The organism is Candidatus Frankia alpina (genome assembly GCF_902806485.1).
In the GTDB taxonomy this organism is placed as follows: Bacteria; Actinomycetota; Actinomycetes; order Frankiales; family Frankiaceae; genus Frankia; species Frankia alpina.
Genome location: NZ_CADCWT010000045.1, coordinates 1 through 25,914, shown reverse-complemented (window position 1 = coordinate 25,914; position 25,914 = coordinate 1). Strand labels below are relative to the sequence as shown.

General features: G+C 72.0%; 23 protein-coding genes, 1 tRNA gene and 1 pseudogene. 12 read left to right on the top strand and 13 right to left on the bottom strand.

Annotated features, from left to right (window positions below; all coding sequences use genetic code 11):
- Nucleotides 1-344 precede the first annotated feature (344 nt).
- Nucleotides 345-3,440: a leucine--tRNA ligase gene (locus G6R25_RS07860; RefSeq protein WP_163552431.1), complete on the top strand. Its 3,096-nt coding sequence runs from the start codon at nt 345-347 to the stop codon at nt 3,438-3,440.
- A gap of 98 nt (nt 3,441-3,538) precedes the next feature.
- On the opposite strand, the gene G6R25_RS07855 is transcribed toward G6R25_RS07860, so the two are convergent.
- Together G6R25_RS07855 and mca are read right to left on the bottom strand one after the other, a co-directional pair.
- Nucleotides 3,539-3,895 (bottom strand): hypothetical protein, encoded by a 357-nt coding sequence (locus tag G6R25_RS07855; RefSeq protein WP_163552430.1) that lies wholly within the window; start codon nt 3,893-3,895, stop codon nt 3,539-3,541.
- 200 nt (nt 3,896-4,095) lie between these two features.
- Nucleotides 4,096-4,989 (bottom strand): mycothiol conjugate amidase Mca, encoded by an 894-nt coding sequence (gene mca, locus G6R25_RS07850; protein ID WP_163552429.1) that lies wholly within the window; start codon nt 4,987-4,989, stop codon nt 4,096-4,098.
- Nucleotides 4,990-5,434: 445 nt separating this feature from the next.
- Here mca and greA point away from each other — a divergent pair, with 445 nt between their 5' ends.
- The 3 genes from greA (at nt 5,435) to G6R25_RS07835 (ending at nt 9,636) form a co-directional block, all read left to right on the top strand.
- Complete coding sequence (gene greA / locus G6R25_RS07845) at nt 5,435-5,917, top strand: transcription elongation factor GreA (protein WP_163552428.1); 483 nt, start codon at nt 5,435-5,437, stop codon at nt 5,915-5,917.
- Nucleotides 5,918-6,132: 215 nt separating this feature from the next.
- Complete coding sequence (locus tag G6R25_RS07840; protein WP_163552427.1) at nt 6,133-7,617, top strand: magnesium chelatase ATPase subunit I; 1,485 nt, start codon at nt 6,133-6,135, stop codon at nt 7,615-7,617.
- Between the two features lie 24 nt (nt 7,618-7,641).
- Nucleotides 7,642-9,636 (top strand): vWA domain-containing protein, encoded by a 1,995-nt coding sequence (locus G6R25_RS07835; RefSeq protein ID WP_163552426.1) that lies wholly within the window; start codon nt 7,642-7,644, stop codon nt 9,634-9,636.
- On the opposite strand, the gene G6R25_RS07830 is transcribed toward G6R25_RS07835, so the two are convergent.
- Complete coding sequence (locus G6R25_RS07830) at nt 9,556-10,257, bottom strand: PadR family transcriptional regulator (RefSeq protein ID WP_235947759.1); 702 nt, start codon at nt 10,255-10,257, stop codon at nt 9,556-9,558. The genes G6R25_RS07835 and G6R25_RS07830 overlap by 81 nt on opposite strands.
- Before the next feature lie 210 nt (nt 10,258-10,467).
- Between G6R25_RS07830 and G6R25_RS07825 the strand changes: the two genes are divergently transcribed.
- The 4 genes from G6R25_RS07825 (at nt 10,468) to G6R25_RS26475 (ending at nt 12,615) form a co-directional block, all read left to right on the top strand.
- Nucleotides 10,468-10,716 (top strand): antibiotic biosynthesis monooxygenase, encoded by a 249-nt coding sequence (locus G6R25_RS07825; protein WP_235947756.1) that lies wholly within the window; start codon nt 10,468-10,470, stop codon nt 10,714-10,716.
- Nucleotides 10,717-10,900: 184 nt separating this feature from the next.
- The gene (locus tag G6R25_RS07820) at nt 10,901-12,073 is read left to right on the top strand and encodes a trypsin-like serine peptidase (RefSeq protein ID WP_235947753.1); all 1,173 of its coding nucleotides are present in this window, start codon (nt 10,901-10,903) and stop codon (nt 12,071-12,073) included.
- Nucleotides 12,074-12,153: 80 nt separating this feature from the next.
- Complete coding sequence (locus tag G6R25_RS26480; protein WP_235947751.1) at nt 12,154-12,411, top strand: hypothetical protein; 258 nt, start codon at nt 12,154-12,156, stop codon at nt 12,409-12,411.
- 15 nt (nt 12,412-12,426) lie between these two features.
- Nucleotides 12,427-12,615 carry a hypothetical protein gene (locus G6R25_RS26475; RefSeq protein WP_235947749.1) on the top strand — a complete coding sequence of 63 codons (189 nt, stop codon included), beginning with the start codon at nt 12,427-12,429 and terminating at the stop codon, nt 12,613-12,615.
- 20 nt (nt 12,616-12,635) lie between these two features.
- On the opposite strand, the pseudogene G6R25_RS07810 reads toward G6R25_RS26475, so the two are convergent.
- Nucleotides 12,636-13,501, bottom strand: a pseudogene (locus G6R25_RS07810) (alpha/beta fold hydrolase).
- Nucleotides 13,502-13,750: 249 nt separating this feature from the next.
- On the opposite strand from G6R25_RS07810, the gene G6R25_RS07805 reads away from it, so the two are divergent.
- Nucleotides 13,751-15,334 carry an MBOAT family O-acyltransferase gene (locus tag G6R25_RS07805; RefSeq protein WP_163552425.1) on the top strand — a complete coding sequence of 528 codons (1,584 nt, stop codon included), beginning with the start codon at nt 13,751-13,753 and terminating at the stop codon, nt 15,332-15,334.
- 117 nt (nt 15,335-15,451) lie between these two features.
- Nucleotides 15,452-16,639 carry a DUF459 domain-containing protein gene (locus G6R25_RS07800; protein ID WP_163552424.1) on the top strand — a complete coding sequence of 396 codons (1,188 nt, stop codon included), beginning with the start codon at nt 15,452-15,454 and terminating at the stop codon, nt 16,637-16,639.
- Between the two features lie 56 nt (nt 16,640-16,695).
- Here G6R25_RS07800 and G6R25_RS07795 read toward each other — a convergent pair whose 3' ends face one another.
- Nucleotides 16,696-17,076 (bottom strand): hypothetical protein, encoded by a 381-nt coding sequence (locus tag G6R25_RS07795; protein WP_136448433.1) that lies wholly within the window; start codon nt 17,074-17,076, stop codon nt 16,696-16,698.
- A gap of 109 nt (nt 17,077-17,185) precedes the next feature.
- Between G6R25_RS07795 and G6R25_RS07790 the strand changes: the two genes are divergently transcribed.
- Entirely contained in the window at nt 17,186-17,422 is a 237-nt protein-coding gene (locus G6R25_RS07790) for a DUF4287 domain-containing protein (protein WP_136448432.1), read from the top strand.
- A 113-nt stretch (nt 17,423-17,535) separates the two neighbouring features.
- On the top strand, nt 17,536-17,946 hold the full coding sequence (locus tag G6R25_RS07785; RefSeq protein WP_163552423.1) for a PPOX class F420-dependent oxidoreductase: 411 nt from the start codon (nt 17,536-17,538) through the stop codon (nt 17,944-17,946).
- Between the two features lie 70 nt (nt 17,947-18,016).
- On the opposite strand, the gene G6R25_RS07780 is transcribed toward G6R25_RS07785, so the two are convergent.
- The 8 genes from G6R25_RS07780 to eno form a co-directional block, all read right to left on the bottom strand.
- On the bottom strand, nt 18,017-18,775 hold the full coding sequence (locus G6R25_RS07780) for a Bax inhibitor-1/YccA family protein (protein ID WP_163552422.1): 759 nt from the start codon (nt 18,773-18,775) through the stop codon (nt 18,017-18,019).
- A 302-nt stretch (nt 18,776-19,077) separates the two neighbouring features.
- Nucleotides 19,078-19,152: transfer RNA gene (locus G6R25_RS07775), tRNA-Leu, on the bottom strand.
- A 337-nt stretch (nt 19,153-19,489) separates the two neighbouring features.
- Nucleotides 19,490-20,995 carry an NAD(P)/FAD-dependent oxidoreductase gene (locus tag G6R25_RS07770; protein ID WP_163552421.1) on the bottom strand — a complete coding sequence of 502 codons (1,506 nt, stop codon included), beginning with the start codon at nt 20,993-20,995 and terminating at the stop codon, nt 19,490-19,492.
- 166 nt (nt 20,996-21,161) lie between these two features.
- Entirely contained in the window at nt 21,162-21,986 is an 825-nt protein-coding gene (locus tag G6R25_RS07765) for a uracil-DNA glycosylase (RefSeq protein ID WP_163552420.1), read from the bottom strand.
- Nucleotides 21,983-23,236, bottom strand: a complete 1,254-nt coding sequence (locus G6R25_RS07760) for a Ppx/GppA phosphatase family protein (RefSeq protein WP_163552419.1) — start codon at nt 23,234-23,236, stop codon at nt 21,983-21,985. Before G6R25_RS07760 ends, G6R25_RS07765 begins: the two co-directional genes overlap by 4 nt.
- Entirely contained in the window at nt 23,233-23,838 is a 606-nt protein-coding gene (locus G6R25_RS07755; protein ID WP_235947747.1) for a DUF501 domain-containing protein, read from the bottom strand. Before G6R25_RS07755 ends, G6R25_RS07760 begins: the two co-directional genes overlap by 4 nt.
- 63 nt (nt 23,839-23,901) lie before the next feature.
- Complete coding sequence (locus G6R25_RS07750; protein WP_136448702.1) at nt 23,902-24,276, bottom strand: FtsB family cell division protein; 375 nt, start codon at nt 24,274-24,276, stop codon at nt 23,902-23,904.
- Between the two features lie 5 nt (nt 24,277-24,281).
- Complete coding sequence (gene eno, locus G6R25_RS07745; RefSeq protein ID WP_163552418.1) at nt 24,282-25,565, bottom strand: phosphopyruvate hydratase; 1,284 nt, start codon at nt 25,563-25,565, stop codon at nt 24,282-24,284.
- Nucleotides 25,566-25,914 lie beyond the last annotated feature (349 nt).

The following is a 25,914-nucleotide window of genomic DNA, read 5'->3' as shown; positions in this document are numbered from 1 at the left end:
ATAGTTTTGTGGGTGGGCGACCCCCAGACGGACGAAAACCCGTTGCCAAGGTCGATCACCGTGGCGACCCTGAACGGGAAGATCATCTGGTCTCCGGGGCGGCTCGGGCGGCCAGGCCTACTCGTGGTGGCGTGCGGTCAGATCCGGGCTGCGCGGCACCGGATACGCTCGGAGGAAGGCACGATCCCCGCTGCTGTGCTTGCCCACCCGTCCGCCGTCCACTCGCTCGACCGCCGTCCACCAAGGCCGCCGTTGCGCCGCGAGAGCGGTCGATGGGTCGCTGCGGGTACTCGGAGGGGTCGTCGAAGGGTCGGAGTACCAACGAGTTGGGATGGCACCAGCGAATGAGTGAGACGGCCGAGCACGGCACCGGCGAGGATCTGGGCTTCCGGTACGACGCCCGGCTCGCCGCGGACATCGAGCGCCGGTGGCAGCGACGGTGGGCCGATGAGGGCACGTTCAACTCCCCGAACCCGGTCGGGCCGCTTGCCGCGGGCTTCGACGAGGTCGCCGGGCGCGAGCCGTTCTACATCATGGACATGTTCCCCTACCCCAGCGGCACCGGCCTGCATGTCGGGCACCCGCTCGGGTACATCGGCACCGACGTGTTCACCCGCTACCAGCGGATGTCCGGCCGCCACGTGCTGCACCCGTTCGGCTACGACGCCTTCGGCCTGCCCGCCGAGCAGTACGCCATCAACACCGGCCAGCACCCGCGCACGACCACCAACGCCAACATCGCCAACATGCGCCGGCAGTTGTCCCGACTGGGGCTTGGTCACGACACCCGCCGCGAGATCGCCACGACCGACGTCGGGTACTACCGCTGGACACAGTGGATCTTCCAGCAGATCTTCAACGCCTGGTACGACCCGCAGGCCGGCCGGGCGCGGCCGATCGCCGAGCTGATCGCCGAGTTCGAGGCCGGGACCCGCTCGCCGGTGGCCGGCCCCGCCGCCGGCAACACCGCCGTGTCGGTCGACGCCGTGCGCGCCGCGAACCCGGCGGGCCTGCCCTGGGCCGAGCTGGACCGGGTCGCCCGCCGCCGGGTCGTCGACGCCCACCGGCTGGCCTACATCTCCGAGCAGCTGGTCAACTGGTGTCCCGGGCTCGGCACCGTGCTGGCGAACGAGGAGGTCACCCCCGAGGGCCGCAGCGACATCGGGAACTACCCGGTGTACCGCCGGCCGCTGCGGCAGTGGGTGCTGCGGATCACCGCCTACGCCGAGCGGCTGGTCGCCGACCTCGACCTGGTCGACTGGTCGGATTCGATCAAGCAGATGCAGCGTAACTGGATCAGTCCGAGCGACGGCGCGAGCGTCGAGTTCCCCCTCGTCCCCTCCGGCACGGCCGATGCAACCGCCACGGCCACCGGTGCCACGGGTGCAGCCGGTGCCGCCGCGCCGGCGCCGCGCATCGAGGTCTACACCACCCGCCCGGACACCCTCGCCGGGGCGACCTTCCTGGTGCTCGCGCCCGAGCATCCGCAGGTCGACGCGCTGGTCGCCGACGCCTGGCCGGCGGGCACCCCGGCCGCCTGGCGTTTCCCCGCCGGCCACGGCGCCCCCACGGGCACCGACGCCGCGGCGGGCGCCGAGGCGGCCGCCGCCGACCCGGCCTGGACGCCGCGCGCCGCGGTCGAGGCCTACCGGGCGTTCGCGGGGCGGCGCAGCGACCGTCAGCGCGGGGAGGAGATCGACCGCACCGGCGTGTTCGCCGGCGCCTACGTCCGTAACCCGGTGGGCGGCGCGGAGATCCCGGTCTTCCTCGCCGACTACGTGCTCGTCGGCTACGGCACCGGCGCGATCATGGCGGTGCCGGCGCACGACGGCCGCGACTTCAGCTTCGCACGGGCCTTCGGCCTGCCGATCCCGGCGGTGCTGGCGCCGAACGAGCAGTGGTACGCCGAGTACGGCGTGACGCCTGGTGCGCCGCCGTCGGCCTGGCCGGACGCATTCGGCGGTGAGGGCGCCTACCTGCCCGGCCCGGCGGGCGCCCCCGTACTCACCGGCCTGGGCAAGACCGACGCGATCAAGACGACCGTGCACTGGCTGGAGGACGCCGGTCACGGCCGGTCGGCGCGGTCCTACCGGCTGCGGGACTGGCTGTTCTCCCGGCAGCGCTACTGGGGCGAGCCGTTCCCGATCGTCTTCGACGACGACGGCCTGCCGCACACCGTCCCGGACGAGCTGCTGCCCGTCGAGCTGCCCGAGATGACGGACTTCCGGCCGACGGCGATGGCCGAGGACGACGCCAGCGACCCGGTGCCGCCGCTGGCCCGCGTCGCCGACTGGGCGAACGTCACCCTCGACCTCGGCGACGGCCCGAAGCGCTACCAGCGCGAGACGAACACGATGCCGCAGTGGGCCGGCTCCTGCTGGTATCACCTGCGTTACCTGGATCCGACCAACACCGAGCGGTTCGTCGACGAGACCGTCGAGCGGTACTGGATGGCCAAGCCAGGCGCGGCGGCCGGCGACGGCGGCGTCGACCTGTACGTCGGCGGCGTCGAGCACGCGGTGCTGCACCTGCTCTACGCCCGGTTCTGGCAGAAGGTCCTCTACGACCTGGGGCACGTGTCGTCCAAGGAGCCGTTCAAGCGGCTGTTCAACCAGGGCTACATCCAGGCCGACGCGTTCACCGACGCCCGCGGGATGTACGTCCCGGCGGCCGAGGTGACGGCGAGCGGCGACGGCCGGTTCACCCATCAGGGGGCGCCGGTCGACCGTCGCTCCGGGAAGATGGGCAAGAGCCTGAAGAACAGCGTCAGCCCGGACGAGATGTACGACCGCTTCGGCGCCGACACACTGCGGGTCTACGAGATGGCGATGGGCCCGCTCGACGCCGACCGGCCCTGGCACACCGACGACATCATCGGCTCGCACCGATTCCTGCAGCGGCTGTGGCGCGCGGTCGTCGACGAGAGCAGCGGGGCGGTCGCCGTCTCCGACGAGGAGCTGGACGCCGAGGCCGCCCGCATCCTGCACCGGACGATCATCACGTTGGCGGCGGAATACGCGGGCCTGCGGTTCAACACGGCCGTCGCCCGGCTCATCGAGCTGACGAACTTCGTCTCGAAGCGGTACGGCCAGGCCGCGGCGACCCCCCGAGCCCTCGCCGAGCCGCTGGTCCTGATGGTGGCGCCGCTGGCCCCGCACATCGCCGAGGAGCTGTGGGCCCGACTCGGGCACACCACCTCGGCGAGCCGCGCGGCCTTCCCCGCGGGCGACCCGGCGCTGGCCACCGAGCCCGAGCGGACCATCCCGGTCCAGGTCAACGGGAAGGTGCGGTTCACCCTTCAGGTGCCCGATGGTGCCGCGGAGCCCGCGATCCGCGAGCTGCTCACCGCGCATCCCGACTACGCGCACCAGACCGAGGGCCGGACGATCAAGAAGATCATCATCATCCCCGGCCGCATCGTGAACATCGCCCTGGGCTGACCGCGTATCCCTTGCCCTTCCGGAGGGATAAATCGGGCACGAAATCCTCCGGAAGGACAAGGAAGCGGCCTGAAACGGTGTGCGGTGCGGCTCCCGGCTCAGCCGCCGGAGGACGGGGGGCCGGGCTGGACAGGCAGGTCGAGATGCTCGCTCCCGCCGCCCGTGGCCGCGGCATCGCCGACGACCTCGCCTTCGATCACCGGGCCCTTCCGGCCTGCCAGCACCGACCGGCGGCGGATCGCCTGACGGGGATCGACCAGGCCGGTGGGCCGGTCGGGATCGACCCCGAGGAAATCTCCGTTCGCCACGTTCGCGCGCATCCGGCGCAGGCTCTTCGAAAGCATGAAGAACAGCCCGGCGGAGACCACGATCAGCCCCACGACGATGAGCAGCCCGAGACCACCCGCGCTGCTCTCCTGCTCGGCCAGCACGGAACCGGCGAAGATCTCGTTCACGGTGACGTCCTCACACCAGGGTCCATCTCTGCGGTCATCACCCGCCGCTGTGCCGCGCGAGCGCACGGCCGGCTCCGCCCCACGCGGACGGTGCGCCGTGGGCTCCCGGCGGTACCCACCCTCGACCCTACGCCGCGCCGGAGCGCCCGCGGCGGGCGCTGATCAGCCCCCGCCGAAGCCCCCACCCGCCACGCGCGCCCTCACACGCCGTTGAACAGGTCGTCCTCGGGCAGGGTGCCGACCTCAATCAGCGAGCGGGCGAGCTGGTAGTCCTCGGTAGGCCAGGTCTCCCGCTGGACGTCGAGCGGAATCCGGAACCACCATCCGGTGGGGTCAACCTGGGTGGCGTGCGCGATCAGGGCGCGGTCGCGGGTCTCGAACCAGTCCGCGCACGGCACCCTGGTGGTCAACCGACCCGCCTCCGCCGCCCGGCCGGCCCACTCGTCGAGGCGGTCGGTGTAGGGGGACTCCAGGCCGCGGGCCAGCAGCGCCTCGTGCAGGGCGAGGATGCGCTCCTTGTGAAAGGTGAGGTGGTAGTACAGCTTGAGCGGCTGCCAGGGGTCGAGCCCGGCATCGACCCCGACCTCGGGATAGCGCTCGGGATCGCCGGCCGCCTCGAAAGCCTCGATGCTGATCTTGTGCGTCATGATGTGGTCGGGGTGCGGGTAGCCGCCGGACTCGTCGTAGGTCGTGATGACCTGCGGCCGGAAGGCGCGAATCAGCCTGACCAGGGGCTGGACCGCGGTGGTGACCGGCGTGGTGGAGAAGCGCCCCGGCGGCACAGGCGGCGGGGCGTCGCCCTCGGGCAGGCCGGAGTCGACGAAACCCAGCCACTCCTGGCGGACACCGAGGATGCGTCGGGCGTTCTCCATCTCCTCGCGGCGGACCTCGACGATGCGCTCTGCGACGCCGGGTCGATCCATCGCGGGGTTGAGGATGCTGCCCTCCTCACCGCCCGTACAGGTCACAACGAGTACGTCCACGCCCTCACTCACGTAGCGCGCCATCGTGGCCGCGCCCTTGCTGGACTCGTCATCAGGGTGCGCATGGATGGCCATGAGACGCAGGCCAGGCCGCTCGTCGACCGAAGGCATGCCACCATTGTCGCTGATGGCTGGGCCGGACCGCGGCCATCGACCGGGGTGGCCGCGACGTGACCGCCGTGCGACACCGCCGTGCGGAACCCTGGAGCCTGCCTCCACGTTTGATCTGGAAAAGTCACCCAACGCCGTGGCACAATGCACCGTCCGCTCACGCGGCGACGGGTGTAGCGTCACCGGCCGGCGTACCGACATCGGAGTCGGTCCGGCCCCGGGACCGACGGAGTACGGCACCCGTCCGCCGCGCTCCCGCTCCGCCAGGTGCGCGGTCATGGTCGAAACCTCGGACTGACGGATCGCCTGTGAGGGTAGGAACCGCTGGTCCAGAGTCTCCCGGCGGTCGAGGAGCCGCCGCCGGAGTCAGCGGGCTCGACCCAGGATTCCTTGATTCACCTTGATATCGTGACCCTTTTGATGTTCACCGAGGAGCGTGACCCGCGTGACGCAGCAGACTTGGCTCACTCAGGAGGCATACGACCGGCTCCGCTCCGAGCTCGACTACCTCACCGGCCCTTGGCGCACGGAGATCGCGACCAAGATCGAGGCGGCCCGTGAGGAGGGCGATCTCAAGGAGAACGGCGGCTACCATGCAGCCAAGGAGGAGCAGGGCAAGCAGGAGGCCCGGATCCGCCAGCTCATGGACCTGCTGCGCGACGTGAAGGTGGGCGAGGCTCCCAACACGAGCGGGGAGGCCGGCCCGGGCACCGTCGTCGAGGTGCGCTTCTCCGGCGAGCAGGAGACCGAGAAGTTCCTCATCGGCTCCCGCGAGGACCACAGCACTCCCGTCGACGTCTTCTCCCCCGCCTCCCCGCTCGGTGGTGCCGTGACCGGCCACAAGGCCGGCGAGACCGTCAGCTACACACTCCCCAGCGGCCGCTCCGCGAAGGTCAAGATCGTCTCGGTCGCACCTTACGGCTCCTGACGGCACCCGGACCTGGCTCGGCCATGCCACTTCGGCCGGCCAGGGGATCACCCATCGTGGCTGGCACGCCGGCACCTACGAGCCGCCCGCCCGAACAAATCGGGCGGGCGGGGCCGCTTCCGGCGAAGCAGACGGAGGTACCCCCCCGACTACGCCTGCAGCGGACGGCAACCGACTTGGCTGCGCCGCGGGCGGTACCGACGTACCGTCGACGCGTGGAGGATCTGCCGGCACCGCCCCGTCATTCCGTGCCACCGACCGCGACGCCCCCGGCCACCCCGCCGGCGGGTGCCGCTCCGCCGTACGTCACGGTGGGTGAGCTCCGCCGCAGCGGGCATGTGCACCGCCCCGTGCGCACGGAGCTGCGGGACAATCTTGTCGCTCTGATGAAGGGTGAGGCGCCCCGCTTCCCGGGCATCGTCGGGTTCGACGAGACCGTTCTGCCGCAGGTCGAGCGCGCCATCCTGGCCGGCCACGACATCGTCTTCCTCGGCGAACGCGGCCAGGGCAAGACCCGGCTCATCCGCACCCTGTTGAGCCTGCTCGACGAGTGGTCGCCCGCCGTCGCCGGCTGTGAGATCAACGACCACCCCTACGAGCCTGTCTGCGGCCGCTGCCGGGCGCTGGCGGCTCAGCTCGGCGACGATCTTCCGATCGGCTGGCGCCACCGCTCCGAGCGGTTCGGCGAGAAGTTGGCGACCCCGGACACCAGCGTGGGCGACCTGATCGGCGACGTCGACCCGGTGAAGGTCGCCGAGGGCCGCACCCTCGGCGACCCGGAAACGGTGCACTACGGCCTGGTGCCGCGGACGAACCGCGGCATCTTCAGCGTCAACGAGCTACCCGATCTCGCCGAGCGCATCCAGGTGGCACTGCTCAACGTGCTGGAGGAACGCGACATCCAGGTCCGCGGCTACCTGCTGCGCCTACCGCTCGACCTGTTGCTGGTGGCCTCGGCGAACCCCGAGGACTACACCAACCGCGGCCGGATCATCACCCCGCTCAAGGACCGCTTCGGCGCCGAGGTCCGCACGCACTACCCGCTGCAGCTCGCCGACGAGCTCGCGTTGATCCGCCAGGAGTCGGTGATCTCCTGGGCGGGCTCACCGCTGGGCACCCCCGAGATCGCCGATCACCTGCTGGAGATCGTGGCAAGATTCACCCGCCTCATCCGCGAAGCTCCGCAGGTCGACCAGCGTTCGGGCGTGTCGGCCCGGCTGGCGGTGGCCGCGGCTGAGACGGTGGCCGCCTCCGCGGTCCGCCGCGCGGCGCTGACCGGGGAGGAGACGCCCACCGCCCGGGTGGTCGACCTCTCCGCCATCGTGCCGGCGGTGCGCGGCAAGGTCGAGTTCGACCAGCTCGAGGAGGGGCGCGAGGACGAGGTGCTCGCGCTGTTGCTGCGCCGCGCGATCGCCGAGACGTTCCGGGCCCGCCTCGCCGGCGCCGATCTGACCGGGCTGCAGAACCGCTTCGAGGCCGACGGCCCGGTCGAGACGGGCGACATGGTGCCCGCCGCCGAACTGCTGCGCCGGGTCGGCCCGGTGCCCGGACTCGCGGCGATCCTGAACCGGCTCGGCGTGGACGGCGCGGAGTCGCCCGGCCTCGCCGCGGCGGCGCTGGAGCTGGCGATGGAGGGACTGCACCTCAACCGCCGATTGGCGAAGGAGGAGCTGCCGGGCCGAACAGTCTACGGCTCCTGATATGACACCAGTGGGAGGACCCCGGTGAGCTCCGGCACATTCCGCTACGGCCCCTGGGACGGCGGGCCCGACCCGCTCGCCTCCCCCTTCACCGCGGCCGGCGCACTCGACGAGATGTCCCGCCAGATCCTGGAGGGCCGCACCCCCCGCGAGGCGCTGGAAGCCCTGCTGCGCCGCGGTATGCCCGGCCGCCGCGGGCTGGACGACATGCGCCGCGCCATCGAGCGGCGCCGGCGCGAAGCTCGTTCCCGCGGCCGGATGGACGGCACCCTGCAGGAGGTCCGACGGCTGCTCGACACGGCCGTCGGTCAGGAGCGGGCGGCGCTGTTCCCCGATCCGTCGGACGAGGCTCGCCTGCGTGAGGCCGAGCTCGACGCGCTGCCCGCCGACCCGGCGCGCGCGGTGCGGTCGCTGACCGAGTACGACTGGCGTTCCCCTCAAGCCCGCGAGACCTACGAAAAGATCTCCGAGCTGCTGCGCAGGGAGGTCCTCGACACCCAGTTCAAGGGGATGAAGCAGGCCCTGGAAGGGGCGACGCCGGAGGATTTCGCCCGCATCCGCGACATGATCGGGGCGCTGAACACCCTGCTGGAGGCCGACGCCCGCGGCGAGAACACCGACGAGGCGTTCGGCGAGTTCATGCGCCAGTACGGCGGGTTCTTCCCAGAGAACCCGCAGTCACTCGACGAGCTGGTCGACGCGTTGGCGCGCCGCTCGGCGGCTGCCGCCCGGCTGCTCGCGGGGCTCACCCCGCAGCAGCGCTCCGAGCTCGCCGACCTGATGTCCACCGCGATGGAAGACCTGGGACTGGCCGCCGAGATGTCCCAGCTCACCCAGGCGCTACGCGCCTCCCGCCCGGACCTGAACTGGGGCGGGCGGGCCCGCGGGCGCGGCGGGCGGCTCGGTGAGGGCCTCACCGGGGACGAGCCCTTGGGCCTCGGTGATGCCACCTCGGCGCTGGAGGAGCTGGCGGAACTCGACGAGCTCGCCGCCTCGCTCGGGCAGGACTATGCCGGGGCGTCGCTGGAGGACATCGACCCCGACGCGGTCGCCCGTGCCCTCGGTCGTTCGGCCGTCGACGACCTGCGCAGCCTGCAGCAGGTCGAGCGGGAGCTCGAACAGCAGGGTTTCATCACCCGCCGCGCCGGCAGCCTCGAGCTCACCCCGCGGGCGGTGCGCCGGATCGGGCAGACGGCGCTGGCGCGGATCTTCCGCCAGGTCACCGCCCGCGGCCGCGGCGATCACAACCTCACCGACGCCGGTTCCGCCGGCGACCTGCTCGGCACCTCGCGGGCCTGGCAGTTCGGCGACACCCAACCGATCGACGTCGTCCGCACGGTCCGCAACGCAGTGTTGCGCGCCGGGCCACCCGGACAGGGCCGCCCGGTGCGGCTGAAGGTCAGCGACTTCGAGGTCGCCGAGACCGAGCGGCGCACCACCGCCGCGGTCTGCCTGCTGGTCGACCTGTCCTACTCGATGGCCCTGCGCGGAACGTGGGGGATCGCGAAGTCGACGGCGCTGGCGCTGCACACCCTCGTCAGTACCTCGTTCCCACAGGACAAGATCCATATCATCGGCTTCTCGGACTACGCCCGCGAGCTGCGGCCAGTGGAGCTCGCCGGCCTCGACTCCGAGATGGTCCAGGGCACGAACCTGCAGCACGCCCTACTCATCGCGGGCCGGCTACTCAGCCGCTACCCGCAGGCCGAACCGGTCGTCATGGTGGTCACCGACGGGGAGCCCACCGCGCACCTGCTGCGCGACGGCACGCCGTCGTTCTCCTGGCCGCCGATGCCCGAGACCCTGGAGCTGACCCTCGCCGAGGTGGACCGGCTGACCCGCCGCGGGGTGACCATCAACGTGTTCATGCTCGACGACGAGCCGCGCCTCGTGCAGTTCGTCGAGGAGATGGCCCGGCGCAACGGCGGGCGGGTCCTCTCACCCGACCCCACCGCCCTCGGCAGCTACGTCATCCGGGACTACCTGCGTTCCCGGGGACGCCACCACGTCGCCCGCTGATCCGACCGCGGCCGCGGCACCCTGGCTCGGGGCGTCCCTCGTCGGCCGCGCGGAGTCGGCGGGCGGTGGCGGGGTGCGAACGAGGGCGGGGTCGGCGCCGAGCCGCTCCCAGAACTCCGCCATGAGCCGCTCGTAGGCGAAACCGAGGTCCAGGGTGCGCCGCAGCGACCAGACCATGGCGTCCGCCGGCAGCGCGGCCAGCGTGCGGTAAACCTCCAGATGCGCCCGGTGCGCGACAGCCTGGGCACGGGCGAGCCGGGCTACGTCGCCGGGACGGCCGAGGTCGGCGAACGCGAGCTTGAGCAGGCCGAGGTCGCGTAGTTCGGTGCGTCCGGAGTCGGCCGAGGAGAGCCATTCCTGCAGCCTGTGCCGGCCGGCCTCGGTGATCCGGAAGATCCGCCGGCGGCGCCCGGCGGCCTCCCGCTCCTCGGCCAGTAGCCCGGCCGCAGCGAGACGCGGCGGCTCCTTGTAGAGCTGCGCGTGCGGGAACGACCAGTAGTTCCCGACCGACTCGGCGACCGAGACCTTGAGGTCGTAGGGCGTGGCGCTGCCGCGGCGGGCCACTTCCCCGAGGACCAGGTACGACACCGGCGTCAGCGCGATCTCCACCATGGTCTTCATGATACGACTTGACCCATACCGTCTCTTTGAGACTATCCTTGCCTTGAGCGATAGTCCGAGTCAGACGATTGTGGAGGTGGGTCACCGTGCCGACGATTCCCTGGACCATCCCGCCCGACCGCAAGCCCGGCGGCACCGATCCCGAGGACGGCACCATCGAGGTCATGGCCTCCCACTTCGTCCTCACCTCGGCCCGGCACACGGTCACCGATGCCGCGTTCGTCGATGGCCATCCGGCGGGCCCTGCTGGCCGCGCCCGGCGCCCTCGGCGTCTCACTGGTCGCCCGCCCGTTGCGGCGCGAGTACTGGACCCTGTCCGCGTGGACGGACCGGGCCGCGCTGGACGCGTTCGTCGGCGACCCGCACCACCGGGAGACGATGCGCCGCCTCGGGCCCGCGATGGCTCGGTCCCGTTTCGTCTTCTGGTGCCCGCCGGCCAGCGCCGGCGCCCCCACCTAGACTCAGGCCCACGAGCACCTCGCCGCGCCGACTGACTGACCATCCCGCGGGGGTGCGACCGACGGCCCTCGATTGACCGCCCTCGCCCGCCGCGGGGGATCTGATCGGCACCCCGTAGGCGCCCGCCGCGCCCCGACCATTCGGATCTCAAACTCTGCTACTCTGCGCGATCGTGGGATCACGGATGGCAGAGGAAAGCGCGGCCAACGCGAGGCATCAGGCGGATCTGCAGCAGCGTAGGCAGCGTCCTCGCCCACCAGCCCACTCGCGGCTGGTGGCCGCGGTGCTGCTGACGGCGGGCGTGGGGCTCGCTCCCACGGCCATGCCCGCCTCCCCCGCCCAGGCCACACCGGGCGGCGCGATCCTCGCGGACGGCCTCGACCACATCGGTGGCCTCACCGGCCTCACCGACCTGCCAGGCGCGGGTGTGCGACCGGCAGACATCGCCACCGAGATCACCCGGGGGCAGCCGTCGCCGCTGTCGGCGCCCGGCGCTGTAAGCACCGCCGAGCAGCGCGAGGTCGAGCGGTACTGGACAGCCGAGCGTCGCGACCGGGCCTTCGGCACCCACATCACCGACCGCTCCGACGCCACCACCGACGCCGCGACGGCCGCGGCCGCCACGTTCGCCGACGATCCGAACCCCGGGCTGTCGAACGCGCCGCCGCCGCCCAGCGACGGCACACCGTATGCCCAGGGCGGGCTGGTCACGGCAACCACCGGTCGGCTGTTCACCACGATCGGCGGCGCCGACTTCGCGTGTTCGGCGAGTGTGGTGACGAGCCCGGGGCGCGACCTCGTCGTGACCGCGGGGCACTGCCTGCACGGCGGAGCCGGCGCCCAGTTCGCCCAGCGGGTCGCCTTCGTTCCGGGCTACGTCGACGGGACGATGCCGTACGGCATCTGGACCGCCCGCCGGCTGACCGTGACGCCGGGCTGGGCGAGCGGTTCGAACTTCGACGTCGACGCCGGCTTCGCGTTGTTCAACACCCACGGCGGCCGGCACCTCGAGGACGTGGCCGGGGCCCAGGGCATCACGTTCGGCCTGCCGCGCACCTACCCGCAGTACAGCTTCGGCTACCCGCGCCTGTTGCCGTACGACGGCAGCCAGCTCATCTACTGCGCCGGGCCCGGGTCCGGCGACCCGTACGGCGGCCCGTCGATCAGGGTGGGCTGCCGGATGACGGCGGGGGCGAGCGGTGGCCCGTTCATCACCGGGTTCGGCCGGCTCGGGCCCGGGCACGGCTGGATCGACGGGGTGGTCAGCTACGCCTACGCCGGCTCCACCGGCCGTCTGTACGGGACGCACTTCGGCGATGGGGTGAAGCTGCTCTACTACCAGTCCTACCGACTCTGACTTGGCAGAGCGCACAGGACCGAGACAGCTCGCCCATAGCCGGTGCACAGGCACGGTGTGTCGATCGGTACCGTCCCCCCATGCCGCATCCGGGCAGCTTCGGGCTCCTCCTCACCCTGCACATCCTTCTCGCGATCTTCATGGTCGGACCGCTGACCCTGGTGTGCGCGTCCGTCCCCAGCCTGCTGCGGACGGGATCGCGCACCCTGCCGATCCGGCGGCTCGCCGCCCGTCTGGTGCGAGGGTTCGCAGTGGCCTCGCTGCTGATCGTAGTGACCGGTACGGGGATGGTGCACCAGGGATCGTTCGGCAGCGTGCGGTCGTTCAGCGACTCCTGACTGCTGGGCTCGCTGGTGCTGTGGGTGGTGGCGTGCGGGATCTGCCTGGCGGTCATCGCGCCCAGTCTGTCGCATGCCATCGCCGAGATCGACGCCGGCGGGGACGCCCGTCGCCGGCTCGGTTCCATCACCGGCGGCGCCGTGCTGAGCTCCGCCTGCTGGGTCGTGGTCATCGCCCTGACGGTGGTCAAACCCGGGGCCTGAGCCCGGCGCGCGGTGGCTCGTCAGCTCGCGGCGGCGAGGGAGCGCCGGCCGGCCTCCCCGCGATCGACGACGTCCTCCAGCTTGTCGAGCACCCGATCCCATACCTGTCGGGGCAGGTCGTGGCCCATCCCGTCGATCTCCAGCAGTTCCGCGGCCGGGATCGCCGCGGCCGTCAGCCGGCCGCCGATCACCGGGATGAGCGGGTCGGCGCCGCCGTGGACGACCAGGGTGGGCGGGCGAGCTGCGCGGTGCGGTCCGGGGCGCAGAGCACTGCTGCGACCTGGCGCAGCACGCCGTCGGGGTTGGTCCGGCGGTCCCAGTAGATCTCGGCGCGCCGGCGCAGCCAGGCCTCGTCTGGCGCGAACTCCGGCGAGCCGAGGATCTCGTGGGCCTCGTGCGCGGCGACGACGGACTGCTCCAGGTCGAGCGGCGCCGGGCGCAGGAACAGCCCGATGGCCTCCGGCGTCGGCTGCACCCGGTGGTCGCCGGGGTGTGACATCACCGACGTGAGGCTGCGGACCCGCGCCGGGCTGCGCAGCGCGGCGATCATGCCGCCCATCGACAGGCCCAGCAGGTGCGCCGACTCGACGTCGAGCGCGGTGAGCAGGCCCAGTGCGTCGGTGGCGAGGTCGGTGAGCCCGTAGGGGGTGAGGTCGAAGCGCCCAGCGATGATCGCCCCCAGGTCGTCGAGGTGGGTGGACAGGCCCCCGTCACGGTTGTCAAAAATGATCACCCGGTAACCGCGCCGAGCGAGCGCGGCGAGCAGGTCGGGATGCCAACCGACGAGCTGCTGCCCGAGACCACCGATCATCAGCAACGGCAGGCCGTCGTCGTCGCCGTGGATCTCGTAGGCGAGATCGATGCCGTTGACCGTGACGATGCCCATGGTCGGAAGGTAGCCATCCCGTGCCCGACACGCACGTCTTCCAGGCCGAATCGACCCAACGTCACCCATTCGGGCCCGCCCACCGCCCCGCCGACGGCGCTGATCTCGCCAGTCGTCCCGCCACGCCTGACCGCGCACCCTTCAGCCAGCCACTACTTTATGTATCTCTCCAACTCCATAGAGTGGCCACATGCGGTTCGTTTCCCCCGTGCCTCCCGCCGCGCGCCCGATCTTCCTGGACGGCCATAGGTGATCTTTCCGACGATCGAGTTCGCGGCGTTCTTCGTCGTGGTGATGGCGACGTCCTGGCTGCTGATGCCCCGACCGGCGCTGTGGAAGCCGTTCATCCTCCCCGCGTCGTACTTCTTCTACGGCTTCGCCGACGCCCGGTTCGTCCTGCTCATCGTCGCCTCCACCTTGATCAACCAGGCGGCCGCGTGGGCGATCCACCGGTTCCGGGACCGGCGCATCCTCGCCGCGGCGATCGCCTGCGACCTCGGCCTGCTCGGCTGGTTCAAGTACTACGGCTTCTTCGCGCTGTCCGTCGATCGCGCCCTGACCGACGCCGGGCTGCCCGCCCCGCTCCCGCTGCTCCAGGTGGCGCTGCCGATCGGGATCTCGTTCTTCACCTTCCAGGCGCTGAGCTACGTCATCGATGTCCACCGCGGGATCACCCCGCCGGCACCGCTGCTCGACTTCGCCGTCTACGAGGCGTTCTTCCCGCATCTGGTGGCCGGTCCCATCGTGCGGGCCAGCGAGTTCCTCCCGCAGCTCGCCACCCCGCGGGACCCAGCCCGGGTGCCGACCACGCGGGCGGCGTTCCTCATCCTCGGCGGACTGATCAAGAAGGTCGTGCTCGCCGACGTCATCGCCTCCCGGCTGGTCGACCCGGTCTTCGACGCCCCCGGCCAGCACTCGTCCACCGAGATCGGTGTCGCCATCTACGGCTACGCCGTCCAGATCTACTGCGACTTCTCGGCCTACTCCGACATTGCCATCGGGATCGCGCTGCTACTCGGCTTCCGCTTCCCGGACAATTTCGACCGGCCATACGCGGCGCGCAGCCTGCAGGAGTTCTGGCGGCGCTGGCACATGACGCTGTCGCGCTGGCTGCGCGACTACGTGTACCTGCCCCTGGGCGGAAGCCGACGCGGACGCCGCCGGACCCACCTGAACCTCATGATCACCATGACCCTGGGCGGCCTGTGGCACGGGGCATCGTGGACCTTCGTACTGTGGGGGGCGCTGCACGGCGCCGCCCTGGTGACCGAACGCCGGCTACGGGCCCGGCGGACGGGACGGACGGCCACCGCCCGACCGGCGCAGATGCCGTTGCCGCGCGCCGAACGCGCCGCCGACGTGCCCGCGCAGCCCAACGTGCCTGCGATTGACTCAGGAACAGAGGCCTCCTCGACAGCGCCCACGTCCCGGGCGGTCGGGTTGGCCACGGCGCCCGCACCGGCCGCCGCCGGGACCGCGGCCCGGGTCGCCGGCCCCGTGCGCGGCTGGGCGGCCCGCCTCGCCGTCTTCCACTTCGTCTGCGCGACCTGGGTGCTCTTCCGCGCCCCGGATCTGGACACGGCGGGCCGCCTGTTCGCGCGGCTTTTCACAGCCGGCGGCCCGGCGCCGCTGGTCACCCCCTCGGTCGTGGCCGCGATAGCGGTGGGCCTGACCACGGCGGCCGTCCCGCAGCACTGGTGGACCAGGGCGCAGGCCAGGTTCACACAGATGAGCCTCGGCCCGCAGATCGCCCTGCTGACCATGGCCATGATGGTCATTTACGCGGTTGTCGGGCAACAGGACGTCGCCCCGTTCATCTACTTCCGCTTCTGAGGACGGCCCACCGGGGCGTGGGGCCGCCAAGTCCCGGTGAAGCACCTAAGGTAATCGGGCCACCACGGATGATGAGTTCCGGTCCATCCTCCACAGCCGTCGACGGAGCCCGTGACCATGACCGAGCGCGACGATGCGGTGCCAACTGGGCCGCCGGCGTCCGCGCCCGACCCGCCGCCCGCCGGCCCGCCGCCGCAGACCCGCCGCGGCCTGCGGGGTCGCCCCTCCACCCGGGACCGCCCCCCCACCCGGGACCGTCCGCTGGACCGGTCAGCCGGGTCGGCGCCGGCGCAGCCATCCCCACGTCATCGCGCCGGATCGCCACGGGCGGCGGCGGACGCCGTCCCGGCACGCCGCGCCCTGCTTCTGGTCGTCGCGGTGCTGGGGCTGCTCGCCGTGCTGCGCGCGCCCGCCATGGTGCACGCCGGCGAGGGCATGCGCCCCGGACTCACCCGCACCCTGCTGCTGGGAGCGGCGCGGCCGGTCGAACGGGTGACACACCTCGTGCGCCTGGACACGCCGGACCGCTGGCTGACACGCGCCTTCGGCCACCGGACCGCGCCGCACGGGGGCGCCTCGGAGCTGGCGACCGCGGCGAGCCACGCGGCGACCGGCCGCACCGGCACCACCGGGGCACCCGCCGCCCCACTCACCCCCCTGCGCCGGCCCACCGCCGCCGACCCGCTACGGGTACTCGTCACCGGCGATTCGCTGACCGAATCCCTCGGCCCGACCATCACGAACACGGCGCCGGACACGGTCCGAGCCCAGACCGAGACCCGGTTCGGCACCGGCCTGGTCCGGCCCGACTTCTTCGACTGGGCCGCCCATGCCCGCGTCCAGGTCGCCGAGCGCGACCCGGAGCTGGTCATCGTCGCCATGGGTGGCAACGACGGGCAGGGCATCACGCTCGCCGACGGCACGGTGCTGCCCGCCGGATCGGCCGAGTGGGCGGCCGAGTACCAGCGGCGGGCCGGCGTCGTCATGCGGATCTGGACCGCAGACGGAGCCAGGCGGCTGCTCTGGCTCAGCCTGCCCCCGGCCCGCTCGGACCGACTGAACGGCTACTTCCGCCAGCTGAACGCCGCGACCGAGGCCGCGGCGGCGGGGGTGAGCGGCGCGAGCTACCTCGACCTGGCCCCGTGGCTGTCGAAGGACGGTGCCTACAGCGACTACCTGACCGGCGCCGACGGCCAGGCCGTGCTCGCCCGATCCCACGACGGGGTACACCTGGCCCTCGACGGGGCGAGGATCGCCGCGGCGCACGTGATTGACAACATCCGGAGCACCTGGCGGCTCGGCTGACACCGCAACGGTCCGGTCCCGGTCCGGTCCGGTCCGGTCGGGCCGGCCGGCCGCGGTCAGCGCACGCGGAACCCGAAGCCGGTGCCGTCGAGGTCCGCGCGCGCCCGGGTCACCGCCGCGTGGGCGTCCGCCAGCACCTCGCGGACGGACGGGCGGGCGGCATCGGCTGTGGCCAACGCGGCGAGCAGGTCCTCGGCGAGAACCGCGAGCTGGTCGGGCAGGGCGTGAGGGGCGAGCCTCGGCGGGCGCACCCCGGCGGGGGCACCCGTGCCGATGCGCTCGCCGAGCGCGGCCAGCTCGTCGAGGAGCCGACCCGTGCACTCCGCCCGGGTCATCCCCGAACCCACCGCGACGTCCCAGGATGAGCCGGCCCATCCTCGGACGCGGCGGATGAGCAGATCCGCCTCCCGGGTGAGATCACCGACCTCATCGGACATCCGGGCATGATACCCCACGAGGCACGAACGGGGCCTTGCCCTTTGCTGTGGCCTGGGGCACCCTTGCGACATGAGCCGTTGACGTCGGGTTTCACTTCTGGAGGCGCGCATGTCGCTGAACCGCTCCCCGCAGACCAATCAGACCCATCAGACCCTCATCGAACGGATCCCGCAGGTGACGGGCCACGGGGTGAACCACTGGCTGAGCCGGCTGGACGACGGTCCGGGCCTGCTGCGCTTCACCGAACGGGTGAACTGGCTGCGCGCCGAGCACAACCTTCCGCACAGCTTCGCCGCGGCCCTCGTCCACGAGGCGGACCTGCGGCGGCGGGCAAGCCGGGCGTAGACGCCCGTGGCGCCGTGGCCGGCCCACGGCGACGCGGCGTCGTGGCCTGCGTGGACGGCCCGCCACGGCGCCCCCCGCCAGGTGCACCGCGTCCCGTCGGAGACAATGGGCGCATGGACCTCGCCGCAGCTACCGAGTTCGTCCGCGATCATCATCGGGCGGTCCTGAGTACCACCCGTCGGGACGGCAGCCCGCAGATGTCGCCGGTGTCGGTCGGGTTGGATGCCAAGAGTCGCCTGCTGATCAGCACCAGGCTCACCGCCTACAAGGTCGGGCACGTCGAGCGGGATGCGACCGTGCGGCTCTGCGTGCTGCCGGACGACTTCTTCGGACCGTGGGTGCAGATCACCGGCACCGCGGAGATCGTCCGGCTGCCCACGGCGATGGAACTGCTGGTCGATTACTACCGCGACCTCGCCGGCGAGCATCCCGACTGGGACGACTACCGGGCGGCGATGGTCCGGGACCAACGCTGCATCCTGCGCATCACTCCCACCGCTGCCGGCCCGGACCACTCCGGCTGAGCCGATCCCGCCCCTGCGGCCGGCCTACTGGGCCGCCCTGGGCTCCACCCCTGGCGCGGCGCCGCGGACCCTACTGGCGCAATTTGGACAGCAGCCGCAGCATCTCCAGGTAGACCCAGACGAAGCCGATCAACAGGCCGAAACCGGCCCGCCACGCCTCGGAACGCGGTGCGCCGGTGGCGATCGCCCGCTCGATGTAATCGAAGTCGAGGATGAACTGGAGGCTCGCGACGCCGAGCACCACCACGCTGAACAGGATGCCCAGCGGCGTCGCGTCGTTGATGATCGGCAGGTGGCTGCCGCTGACCGCCCTGATGACCAGGTCGACCAGGCTGAGCAGGACGACGCCGAGCAGCACGCCGGTGACGACGCGGGCCATCCGCGGGGTGGCTCGCAGCCGGCGGCTGCGATAGGCGAGGAGCATCACGACGAAGATCAGCCCGGTGCCGAGCAGGGCCTGCGGGACGATGCCCCCGAAGGCGTCCTCGTAGTAGCGCGAGATCGTCCCCACCGCGACGCCCTCGATCAGCGCGAATGCGATGACCAGGGACGGGCGCAGCCGGTTGCGCATCGAGACGACGAGGCTGATGACCAGTGCGATGAGACCGGCGGCCAGCGCGATGCCCGGGGCGTCGCGCCCGACCACCCAGCCGACGGCACCGCCGACGCCCAGCAGGGCGAACAGCCCCAGCGTGTGCACGACGACGTCGTCGATGGTGAGGGTGGTCGGCTGCCGGTAGTGGCTGGCGAGCTCCTCCGGGGTGGGCGTTGGCGGCGGCGCGAACCCGCCGCGGCGCAGCACGGGGTTGGAGGAACGAAGGTCGGCCATTGAGCCGGCTCCTCTCGGTCGCCACCGGGGCGATGCCACCGTCATCGTCTGATGCACGTGTCAACCCCCGCAACGAACCCACTGCCGGGTAGGTTCCCGCCGGTCGGCCGATACCGCGCCGGGCCGGGGAACCCGCCAGCCGCGAAAGTTGTAACTAATTCAGAACGGAAAGTAGCGGACGGGGGCGAGCAAGGAATCATTGCGCCCCCCTCGCCGCGGCTCACCTCAGCATGGCGACGAAGCCTTCCATGCCGATCACCCGCGGCGTTCATCAACGCGCGCGGGCAGTCAGCAATGGATTGTGCCGGTGGTCGGAGTCGAACCGACACTCGAGCTGTTTTTAGGACAGCCTCCTCTACCAGTTGGGATACACCGGCTCGTCTACATCGTTGATGTTTCTACCACGCTACGTAGGGTCTGGGAATAACACATCGCGGAAAAAGTGGTCCGGAGATGGCGGCCCCACCGAAAGCGTGACTCTTCGTGACTAGGGCGCTGCCGCATTGCCATCCCCGCCGATCAGTGGGCGGCCCAGATCGCTGGAATGCCGAGCTCGCAGCTCGTTAGCGGCGTCGGGCCAGTCCGGAGTTGCCGGAATGCCGCCCCCACCTTGGTGCCGTTAAGCGACGGCGGCCGGTGAACCCCCCGAGAGACGGGGATTCACCGGCCGCGGTGCGGTGCGGCCGGGGCGCGGCCCGCGGGCACGGACGACAGTCAGCTCCGCGGTTGCGCGGCCTGCGAGTTCGCCTCCGCAGCGGCGGCCGGCGTGGGCGTCCCCGGTGGGTTGGACCCGGTGGGGATGGCCTCGTCGGCGGTGGCATCTGCGGCTGAGTCGTCGATCGCGGCCGGCGGGCCCGGTGCCGCGCGCGAGTCGGGGGCCTCCGCGGGCCGCTCGGGAGCCGTGGCGGCCTCGGGGGACGCCGCCATGCGGAACTCCGCCCGGGGGTCGGCGAACGAGCCCAGCGAGACGATCTCTCGGCGGAAGAACAACGCCAAGGTCCAGTCTGCGACCACGCGGGCCTTGCGGTTCACCGTGGGCACCCGGCTGAGGTGGTACGTCCGGTGCATCAGCCAGGCGGGCCAGCCTCGCAGCCTGACCCCGTACACCTCGGCCACGCCCTTGTGCAGCCCCAGGGAGGCCACGCTGCCGGCATAGCTGTGCTCGTAGGGCCTGATGGGCGCGTGCCGCAGCTCGGCGAGAAGGTTCTCCGCCAACCGGCGGGCCTGGCGGACGGCATGCTGGGCGGACGGCGCGGTGGTCACCCCCTCGCCCTTGGTCAGGTCGGGCACGGCCGCGCAGTCACCGGCGGTCCAGGCGTCCGCCGCCCCGTCGACCTGGAGGAAGGCGGTGGCCCGCAGCCGGCCACGGTCGTCGAGCGGGAGATCGGTCCGGGCGAGCATCGGGTTGGGCTTGACACCCGCAGTCCACACCACGGTGCCGGCCTCGAACCGCTCTCCGCCGTCGAGAACGACGTGGCCGTCGAGCAGGCTTTCGACCTTGGTGTTCAGCTTCACCTGGATTCCGCGATGTTCGAGCTGCTTGACCGTATACAGCCCCATTGCGGGCGAGACCTCCGGAAGAATACGGTCCGTCGCCTCCACGAGAACCCAGCGCATGTCCGCGGGCTCCAGATCCGGGCAATAAGAACATGCATCACGCGCCATGTCCTCAAGTTCGGCGAGCGCCTCAATTCCGGCATATCCGCCACCGATGAAGAGGAATGTGAGCGCACGCCGCCGCACCGCGGAATCGGTCGCCGACGCGGCCGCGTCGAGCCGACTGATGACCTGGTTTCGGAGATAGATGGCCTCGGCCACGCTCTTGAATCCGATTCCCTGTTCGGCGAGGCCCGGGATCGGCAGCGTCCGGGCCACCGAACCTGGACATATCACCAGGATATCGTACTTAAGGTCGAAAGTTTCGCCCAGCAGCGGCTGAACGGACGCCGCGCGTTGCTCATGTGACACTGCCACCACATGACCACTGATAACCCGGCACCCTTTGAGCACCTTACGTAGCGGAACGACCACGTGGCGTGGCTCAAGGTTACCGGCGGCCGCCTCCGGGAGAAACGGTTGATAGGTCATGTATGAGTTGGGTTCAACTACGGAGATGGTCGCCTCGTCCCCGTCCAGCTTCCGCTGAAGCCGCAGGGCCGTGTACATGCCGACGTATCCTCCGCCGACGATGAGGATGTGCGGTGCCTGCCCATAGCCCATACGAAAACGGTACCCACGGGGGCCGAGTTACACCCTGCATCGAGTCCCCCGGCCCCGCCAATTCCGTGACGCAGGACGCCAATTCGCCAGGCCCTTCGGCCCATCTCGCGACCACCACGGCAGTGCCGTGGCTCATGTGCTGTGTCGGCGACCACAACACGAGGGCTTAGACGCGATGCTCACCCACTTCTGCCAGTGCCGCCGCGGAGCCGAAAACCGTGTCCAGCATCACCTCGGTGACCCGTCCGGTGAAGGTGTTCTGCTGACTCGGGTGATAGCAACCCACAACGCGGACCCCGGCCTCGGGAAGATCGGCCTGGGCCCCATGGCCAAACGGCACCCGGGGTGCCGGTACGGAGTACCCGGCCTGCGCCAGCGCCGGCCACAGCGCCGTCCACGCGAAGCCGCCGAGAACGACGACGACCCGCAGCGTCGGCCGGACGAGCTCCAGATCCCGGACCAGCCACGGGCGGCAGGTGTCCCGCTCCGCCGTCGTCGGCTTGTTCGCCGGCGGCGCGCAGCGCACGGCCGCGACGATCCTGGTGGCCCGCAGGCGCTGGCCGTCTCCCGCGGACTGCGACATCGCCTGGGTGGCGAGCCCGACCCGGTGCAGCGAGGCGAACAGCCAGTCGCCGCTGCGGTCGCCGGTGAAGATGCGCCCGGTGCGGTTGCCGCCGTGGGCGGCGGGGGCGAGGCCCACGATCAGGATTCGGGCATCGGCCGGGCCGAACGAGGACACCGGACGCCCCCAGTACGGCTGGGCGGCGAACGCGGCCCGGCGGACCTGCGCGACCTCCTCCCGCCAGGCGACCAGACGCGGGCAGGCACGGCAGACCGACATCCGGGCGTCGAGCGTATCCGCATCGGGGGCGCCGGCGGCCAGCTCGCGTACCAGTGCGGGCGACGCGGCAACCGGGGTGGTCGGGGCCGCGAAGTCGCCCGGCCAGCCGTCGCCCGGTCGCGCGGGGCCGCGCCGCAGGCCGGCCGTCATCCCGCGGCGGGACCGGGCACGGTCGGCAGGGACGGCGCGGTCGGCGGCGGCGGCACGGCGGCGCTCCCCGCGGCCGGGCTCCCCACGGCCGGCGGGGTGATGGCCAGGGCCAACGCGATCCCGTCGAGGATGTCCCGCTCGCTGGCGACGACCGACGCGGCGCCGGTGCGCTCGACCAGCGTGCGCAGCACGAGCGCGCCAGACGCGATGACGTCCACCCGCCCCGGGTGCATCACCGCAAGCGCCGCCCGCTCGTCGTGCGTCATGCCCAGCAACCGCTCGGTGACGGCGGCAACCTGCTCGGCGCTCGTCACCGACAGGTGGATGCGATCCGCGTCGTATCTCCGCAGCCCGGCGGCCAGAGCGACGACGGTGGTGACGGTCCCGGCGACGCCCACCAGGGTGGCGGCCTCGGTCAGCGGCACCGTCTGGGCGGCGAGGTCGAGCGCGGCATGCACGTCGGCGACGATCGCCGCGGCCTGCGCCGGGGTCGGCGGGTCGTCGCGCAGGTGGCGCTCGGCCAACCGGACGCAGCCGACGTTCACCGAGCGGGCCGCCCGCACGCCGCGCGCGTCCCCGAACACGAGCTCCGTCGAACCCCCGCCGATGTCGGCGAGCAGGATCGGGGTGGCGACCGACGAGACGCCGCCCGTGCCGGACAGACCGATCTTTCCGAGCTGACCGGATGTTCCCGCCGGGCCTGGCGCGCCGGACCCGACGCCGGATGCTCCGCGCGCGTCCGAAGGGCCCGGACTGCCGGATGGTCCGGGCTGCCCGAATGCGTCCGACCGGTCGGACGCTCCCGGCTGGCTCGGCGCCCCCGCCGGGCCCGGCCCACCGAACTGGCCCGGCCCACCGAACTGGCCCGATCCGCCGACGAGATCGCCGATCGCGCCGCCGAACGACAGCGCCGCCTCCTCGTCCCCGCTGATCACCTCGGGGGCGACCCCGAGGATCGCACGGACGCCGGCGACCAGCTCGCCGCGGTTGCGGGCGTCCCGGGTGGCGCTCGTGGCCACCATCCGCACCCGGGTGGCGCCCAGACGCTCGATCTCGGCGGCATAGTCGCGCAGTGCGGCGAAGGTCCGCGCCAGCGCCTCGGGGGCGAGCTCACCGGTGCGATCCACCCCGGCGCCCAGTCGGACGATCTCCATCCGGCGGGTCAGCTCGTGCAATCTGGACCCGTCGTAGTCCGCCACCAACAGGCGGATCGAGTTGGTCCCGCAGTCGATCGCGGCGACGCGGCTCATGCCGGTACCTCTCCCGTCGTCGTCCCCACAGTCCCCACCGGGCCCGCGGCCACGCACAGCCCCCGCTGACCCCAGTCGTCGACGGCGGCGAGCGTCTCATCCCCGAAGGGATTCACCCCCGGCCCCGCGGCCAGGCTGTGCGCGACGAGGACGTGCAGGCATTTGACCCGCTCCGGCATGCCGCCGGCACTCGGGGCGCCGGGCAGAACGTCGTGGGCGTCGCGGCGGGCGAGATAATCCCGATGTGCCGCAGCGTAGTCGGCGGCGAGCTCGGGGTCGTGGGCGAGCCGCACCGTCATCTCCCGCATGACTCCGGCGCTCTCCAGCCGCGACACCGCGGCCGCGGCGCGGGGACAGGTGAGGTAGTACAGCGTGGGGAACGGCGAGCCGTCGGGCAACCGTGGAGCCGTCTCCACCACGTCCGGCAGCCCACAGGAACAGTGGTGGGCGACGGCCAGGACCCCGCGCGGCTCACGGGACAGCTGCCGCCCGACGATCTCGACCTCCGCGGCCGTCACCGCCGTCGACACCACGTTCTCCTCCCGCACCGCGACGCGCTCCTCCCGGGACAGCGACCATGCACCGCTACCGCCGCCTAGCATCGCAGATCCACGAGCACCGCAGATCCACGGGTGAACCCGGGCCGAAGCCGCCGGCATGCGCGCCTACGGCGCCGCGATCTCCGACCACAACCGGCCGTACCAGGCCGAGCTGCCGGACGATCCCCCGTGCTCGCCGTCGCCGCCGGGCGCCGAGGTGGGGGCGGCCGGCATCAGGTAGGCCCGCTCACCCGGCTTGATGTAATGCAGCCGCCGGCGTGCCTCGTCGGAGACCCAGGCCTGGTCGTCGTAGCGCTCGACCGTGGAGCGCAGCTCGTTGACCCGGGTCTGGGTCTGCGCGTTCGTCCGGGCAAGCTCGGAGAGCTTGCTCTGCTGCTTGAGGTACAGCCGCAGCGGATAGGCGAGTGTCAGGACCAGCGCGCAGATCACGACGGCGAGCAGGGTCGCCCTCGTGGTCAACGCGGCACGCGGCGGCGGCATGCGAATCAGGCGGGCTGCCCGTGCCGCGGGAAGGCACCGGCGCCGGCGTAGCGAGCCGCGTCGTCGAGCTCCTCCTCGATCCGCAGCAGCTGGTTGTACTTCGCGACCCGCTCGGTGCGGGCCGGGGCGCCGGTCTTGATCTGGCCGCAGTCGACGGCGACGGCGAGGTCGGCGATCGTGGTGTCCTCGGTCTCACCGGAGCGGTGCGACATCATCGCCCGGTAGCCGGCGCGGTGGGCGAGGTTCACCGCGTCGAGGGTCTCGGTGAGCGTGCCGATCTGGTTGACCTTTACCAGGAGAGCGTTGGCCGCCTTGGCGGCGATGCCGCGGGCGAGCCGCTCCGGGTTGGTGACGAACAGATCGTCCCCGACGAGCTGCACCAAGCGGCCGAGCCGCTCGGTCAGCGCCACCCAGCCGGACCAGTCGTCCTCGGCCAGCGGGTCCTCGATGGACACGATCGGGTAGGCGCCGACGAGGTCGGCGTAGTAGTCGCTGAGCTGCTCGGCGGTGCGGGCACTGCCCTCGAAGGTGTACGCACCGTCCGCGTAGAACTCGGTGGAGGCGACGTCGAGGGCGAGGACGATGTCCGAACCGAGGCGCAGGCCGACCTTGTCGACGGCCTCGGCGATGAGGTCGAGCGCCTCCCGGTTGGTGGGCAGGCTGGGGGCGAAGCCGCCCTCGTCGCCGACGCCGGTCCCCAGGCCCCGGGCCTTGAGCACGCTCTTGAGCGCGTGGTAGACTTCCGCGCCCCAGCGCAACGCCTCCGAGAAGGTGATCGCCCCGATCGGGGCGATCATGAACTCCTGGATGTCGACGTTCGTGTCGGCGTGCGCGCCGCCGTTGAGAATGTTCAACATCGGCACCGGCAGCAGGTGAGCGCTCGGGCCGCCGAGGTAGCGGAACAGCGGCAGCCCGCTGGCGGCCGCGGCCGCCTTGGCCACCGCGAGGCTCACGCCGAGCAGGGCGTTGGCACCGAGGGCGGACTTGCCCGGGGTGCCGTCGAGGTCGATGAGCGTCTGGTCGAGCAGGCGCTGCTCGGTGGCCTCCAGCCCGATGATCGCCGGGCCGATCCGCTCGATCACCGCACCGACGGCCTTGGTGACGCCCTTGCCGCCGTAGCGGTCCTCCTCGTCACGCAGCTCCACGGCCTCGAAGGCACCGGTGCTGGCCCCGCTGGGGACCGCGGCGCGGCCCAACGTCCCGTCCTCCAGGACGACTTCGACCTCGACGGTGGGATTGCCACGAGAGTCAAGGATCTCGCGGGCTCCGACAGCCTCGATGGACGGCACGGCTAGGACCTCCGAATGCGACAACTCGAACGCGACGACACGATGGCACCGAACAGACCGCCGCGGACCGACGCCCCGGAAGCACCCGCACCGCACCGGACACCGCGGCACGCCCGACGGCGTGGCGGGCCCGACGGCGTGGCGGGCCCATGCCGCGGGACGAGCGGGGCCGTCCGGACGAACCGGTCGCTGCGAGACTACCGTCGCGCCCCCGCCTGCGCGGCGCTGATCCCGGCGCGTCGCGGAAGGTTCCGGCCGGGTTCCAGCGGGGGTCCGCTGCCCGCGACCGGCCCCCGGCCGCCCCGCCCACCCCCGACGCGGCGGCCGCGGTGTCACGCATCCCACAGCC

Bases quoted from the DNA above. Each gene is read 5' to 3' on its own strand.
- G6R25_RS07790 (WP_136448432.1), top strand. From the start codon at position 17,186: ATGTCGCTGAACCGCTCCCCGCAGACCAATCAGACCCATCAGACCCTC.
- mca (WP_163552429.1), bottom strand. From the start codon at position 4,989: ATGCCTTCGGTCGACGAGCGGCCTGGCCTGCGTCTCATGGCCATCCAT.
- G6R25_RS07765 (WP_163552420.1), bottom strand. From the start codon at position 21,986: ATGACGGCCGGCCTGCGGCGCGGCCCCGCGCGACCGGGCGACGGCTGG.
- G6R25_RS07795 (WP_136448433.1), bottom strand. From the start codon at position 17,076: ATGTCCGATGAGGTCGGTGATCTCACCCGGGAGGCGGATCTGCTCATC.
- G6R25_RS07800 (WP_163552424.1), top strand. From the start codon at position 15,452: ATGACCGAGCGCGACGATGCGGTGCCAACTGGGCCGCCGGCGTCCGCG.
- G6R25_RS07755 (WP_235947747.1), bottom strand. From the start codon at position 23,838: ATGCTAGGCGGCGGTAGCGGTGCATGGTCGCTGTCCCGGGAGGAGCGC.
- G6R25_RS07860 (WP_163552431.1), top strand. From the start codon at position 345: ATGAGTGAGACGGCCGAGCACGGCACCGGCGAGGATCTGGGCTTCCGG.
- G6R25_RS07820 (WP_235947753.1), top strand. From the start codon at position 10,901: ATGGCAGAGGAAAGCGCGGCCAACGCGAGGCATCAGGCGGATCTGCAG.
- G6R25_RS07825 (WP_235947756.1), top strand. From the start codon at position 10,468: ATGCCGCGTTCGTCGATGGCCATCCGGCGGGCCCTGCTGGCCGCGCCC.
- G6R25_RS07785 (WP_163552423.1), top strand. From the start codon at position 17,536: ATGGACCTCGCCGCAGCTACCGAGTTCGTCCGCGATCATCATCGGGCG.
- G6R25_RS07750 (WP_136448702.1), bottom strand. From the start codon at position 24,276: ATGCCGCCGCCGCGTGCCGCGTTGACCACGAGGGCGACCCTGCTCGCC.
- G6R25_RS07770 (WP_163552421.1), bottom strand. From the start codon at position 20,995: ATGGGCTATGGGCAGGCACCGCACATCCTCATCGTCGGCGGAGGATAC.
- G6R25_RS07760 (WP_163552419.1), bottom strand. From the start codon at position 23,236: ATGAGCCGCGTCGCCGCGATCGACTGCGGGACCAACTCGATCCGCCTG.
- G6R25_RS26480 (WP_235947751.1), top strand. From the start codon at position 12,154: ATGCCGCATCCGGGCAGCTTCGGGCTCCTCCTCACCCTGCACATCCTT.
- G6R25_RS07830 (WP_235947759.1), bottom strand. From the start codon at position 10,257: ATGAAGACCATGGTGGAGATCGCGCTGACGCCGGTGTCGTACCTGGTC.
- G6R25_RS07780 (WP_163552422.1), bottom strand. From the start codon at position 18,775: ATGGCCGACCTTCGTTCCTCCAACCCCGTGCTGCGCCGCGGCGGGTTC.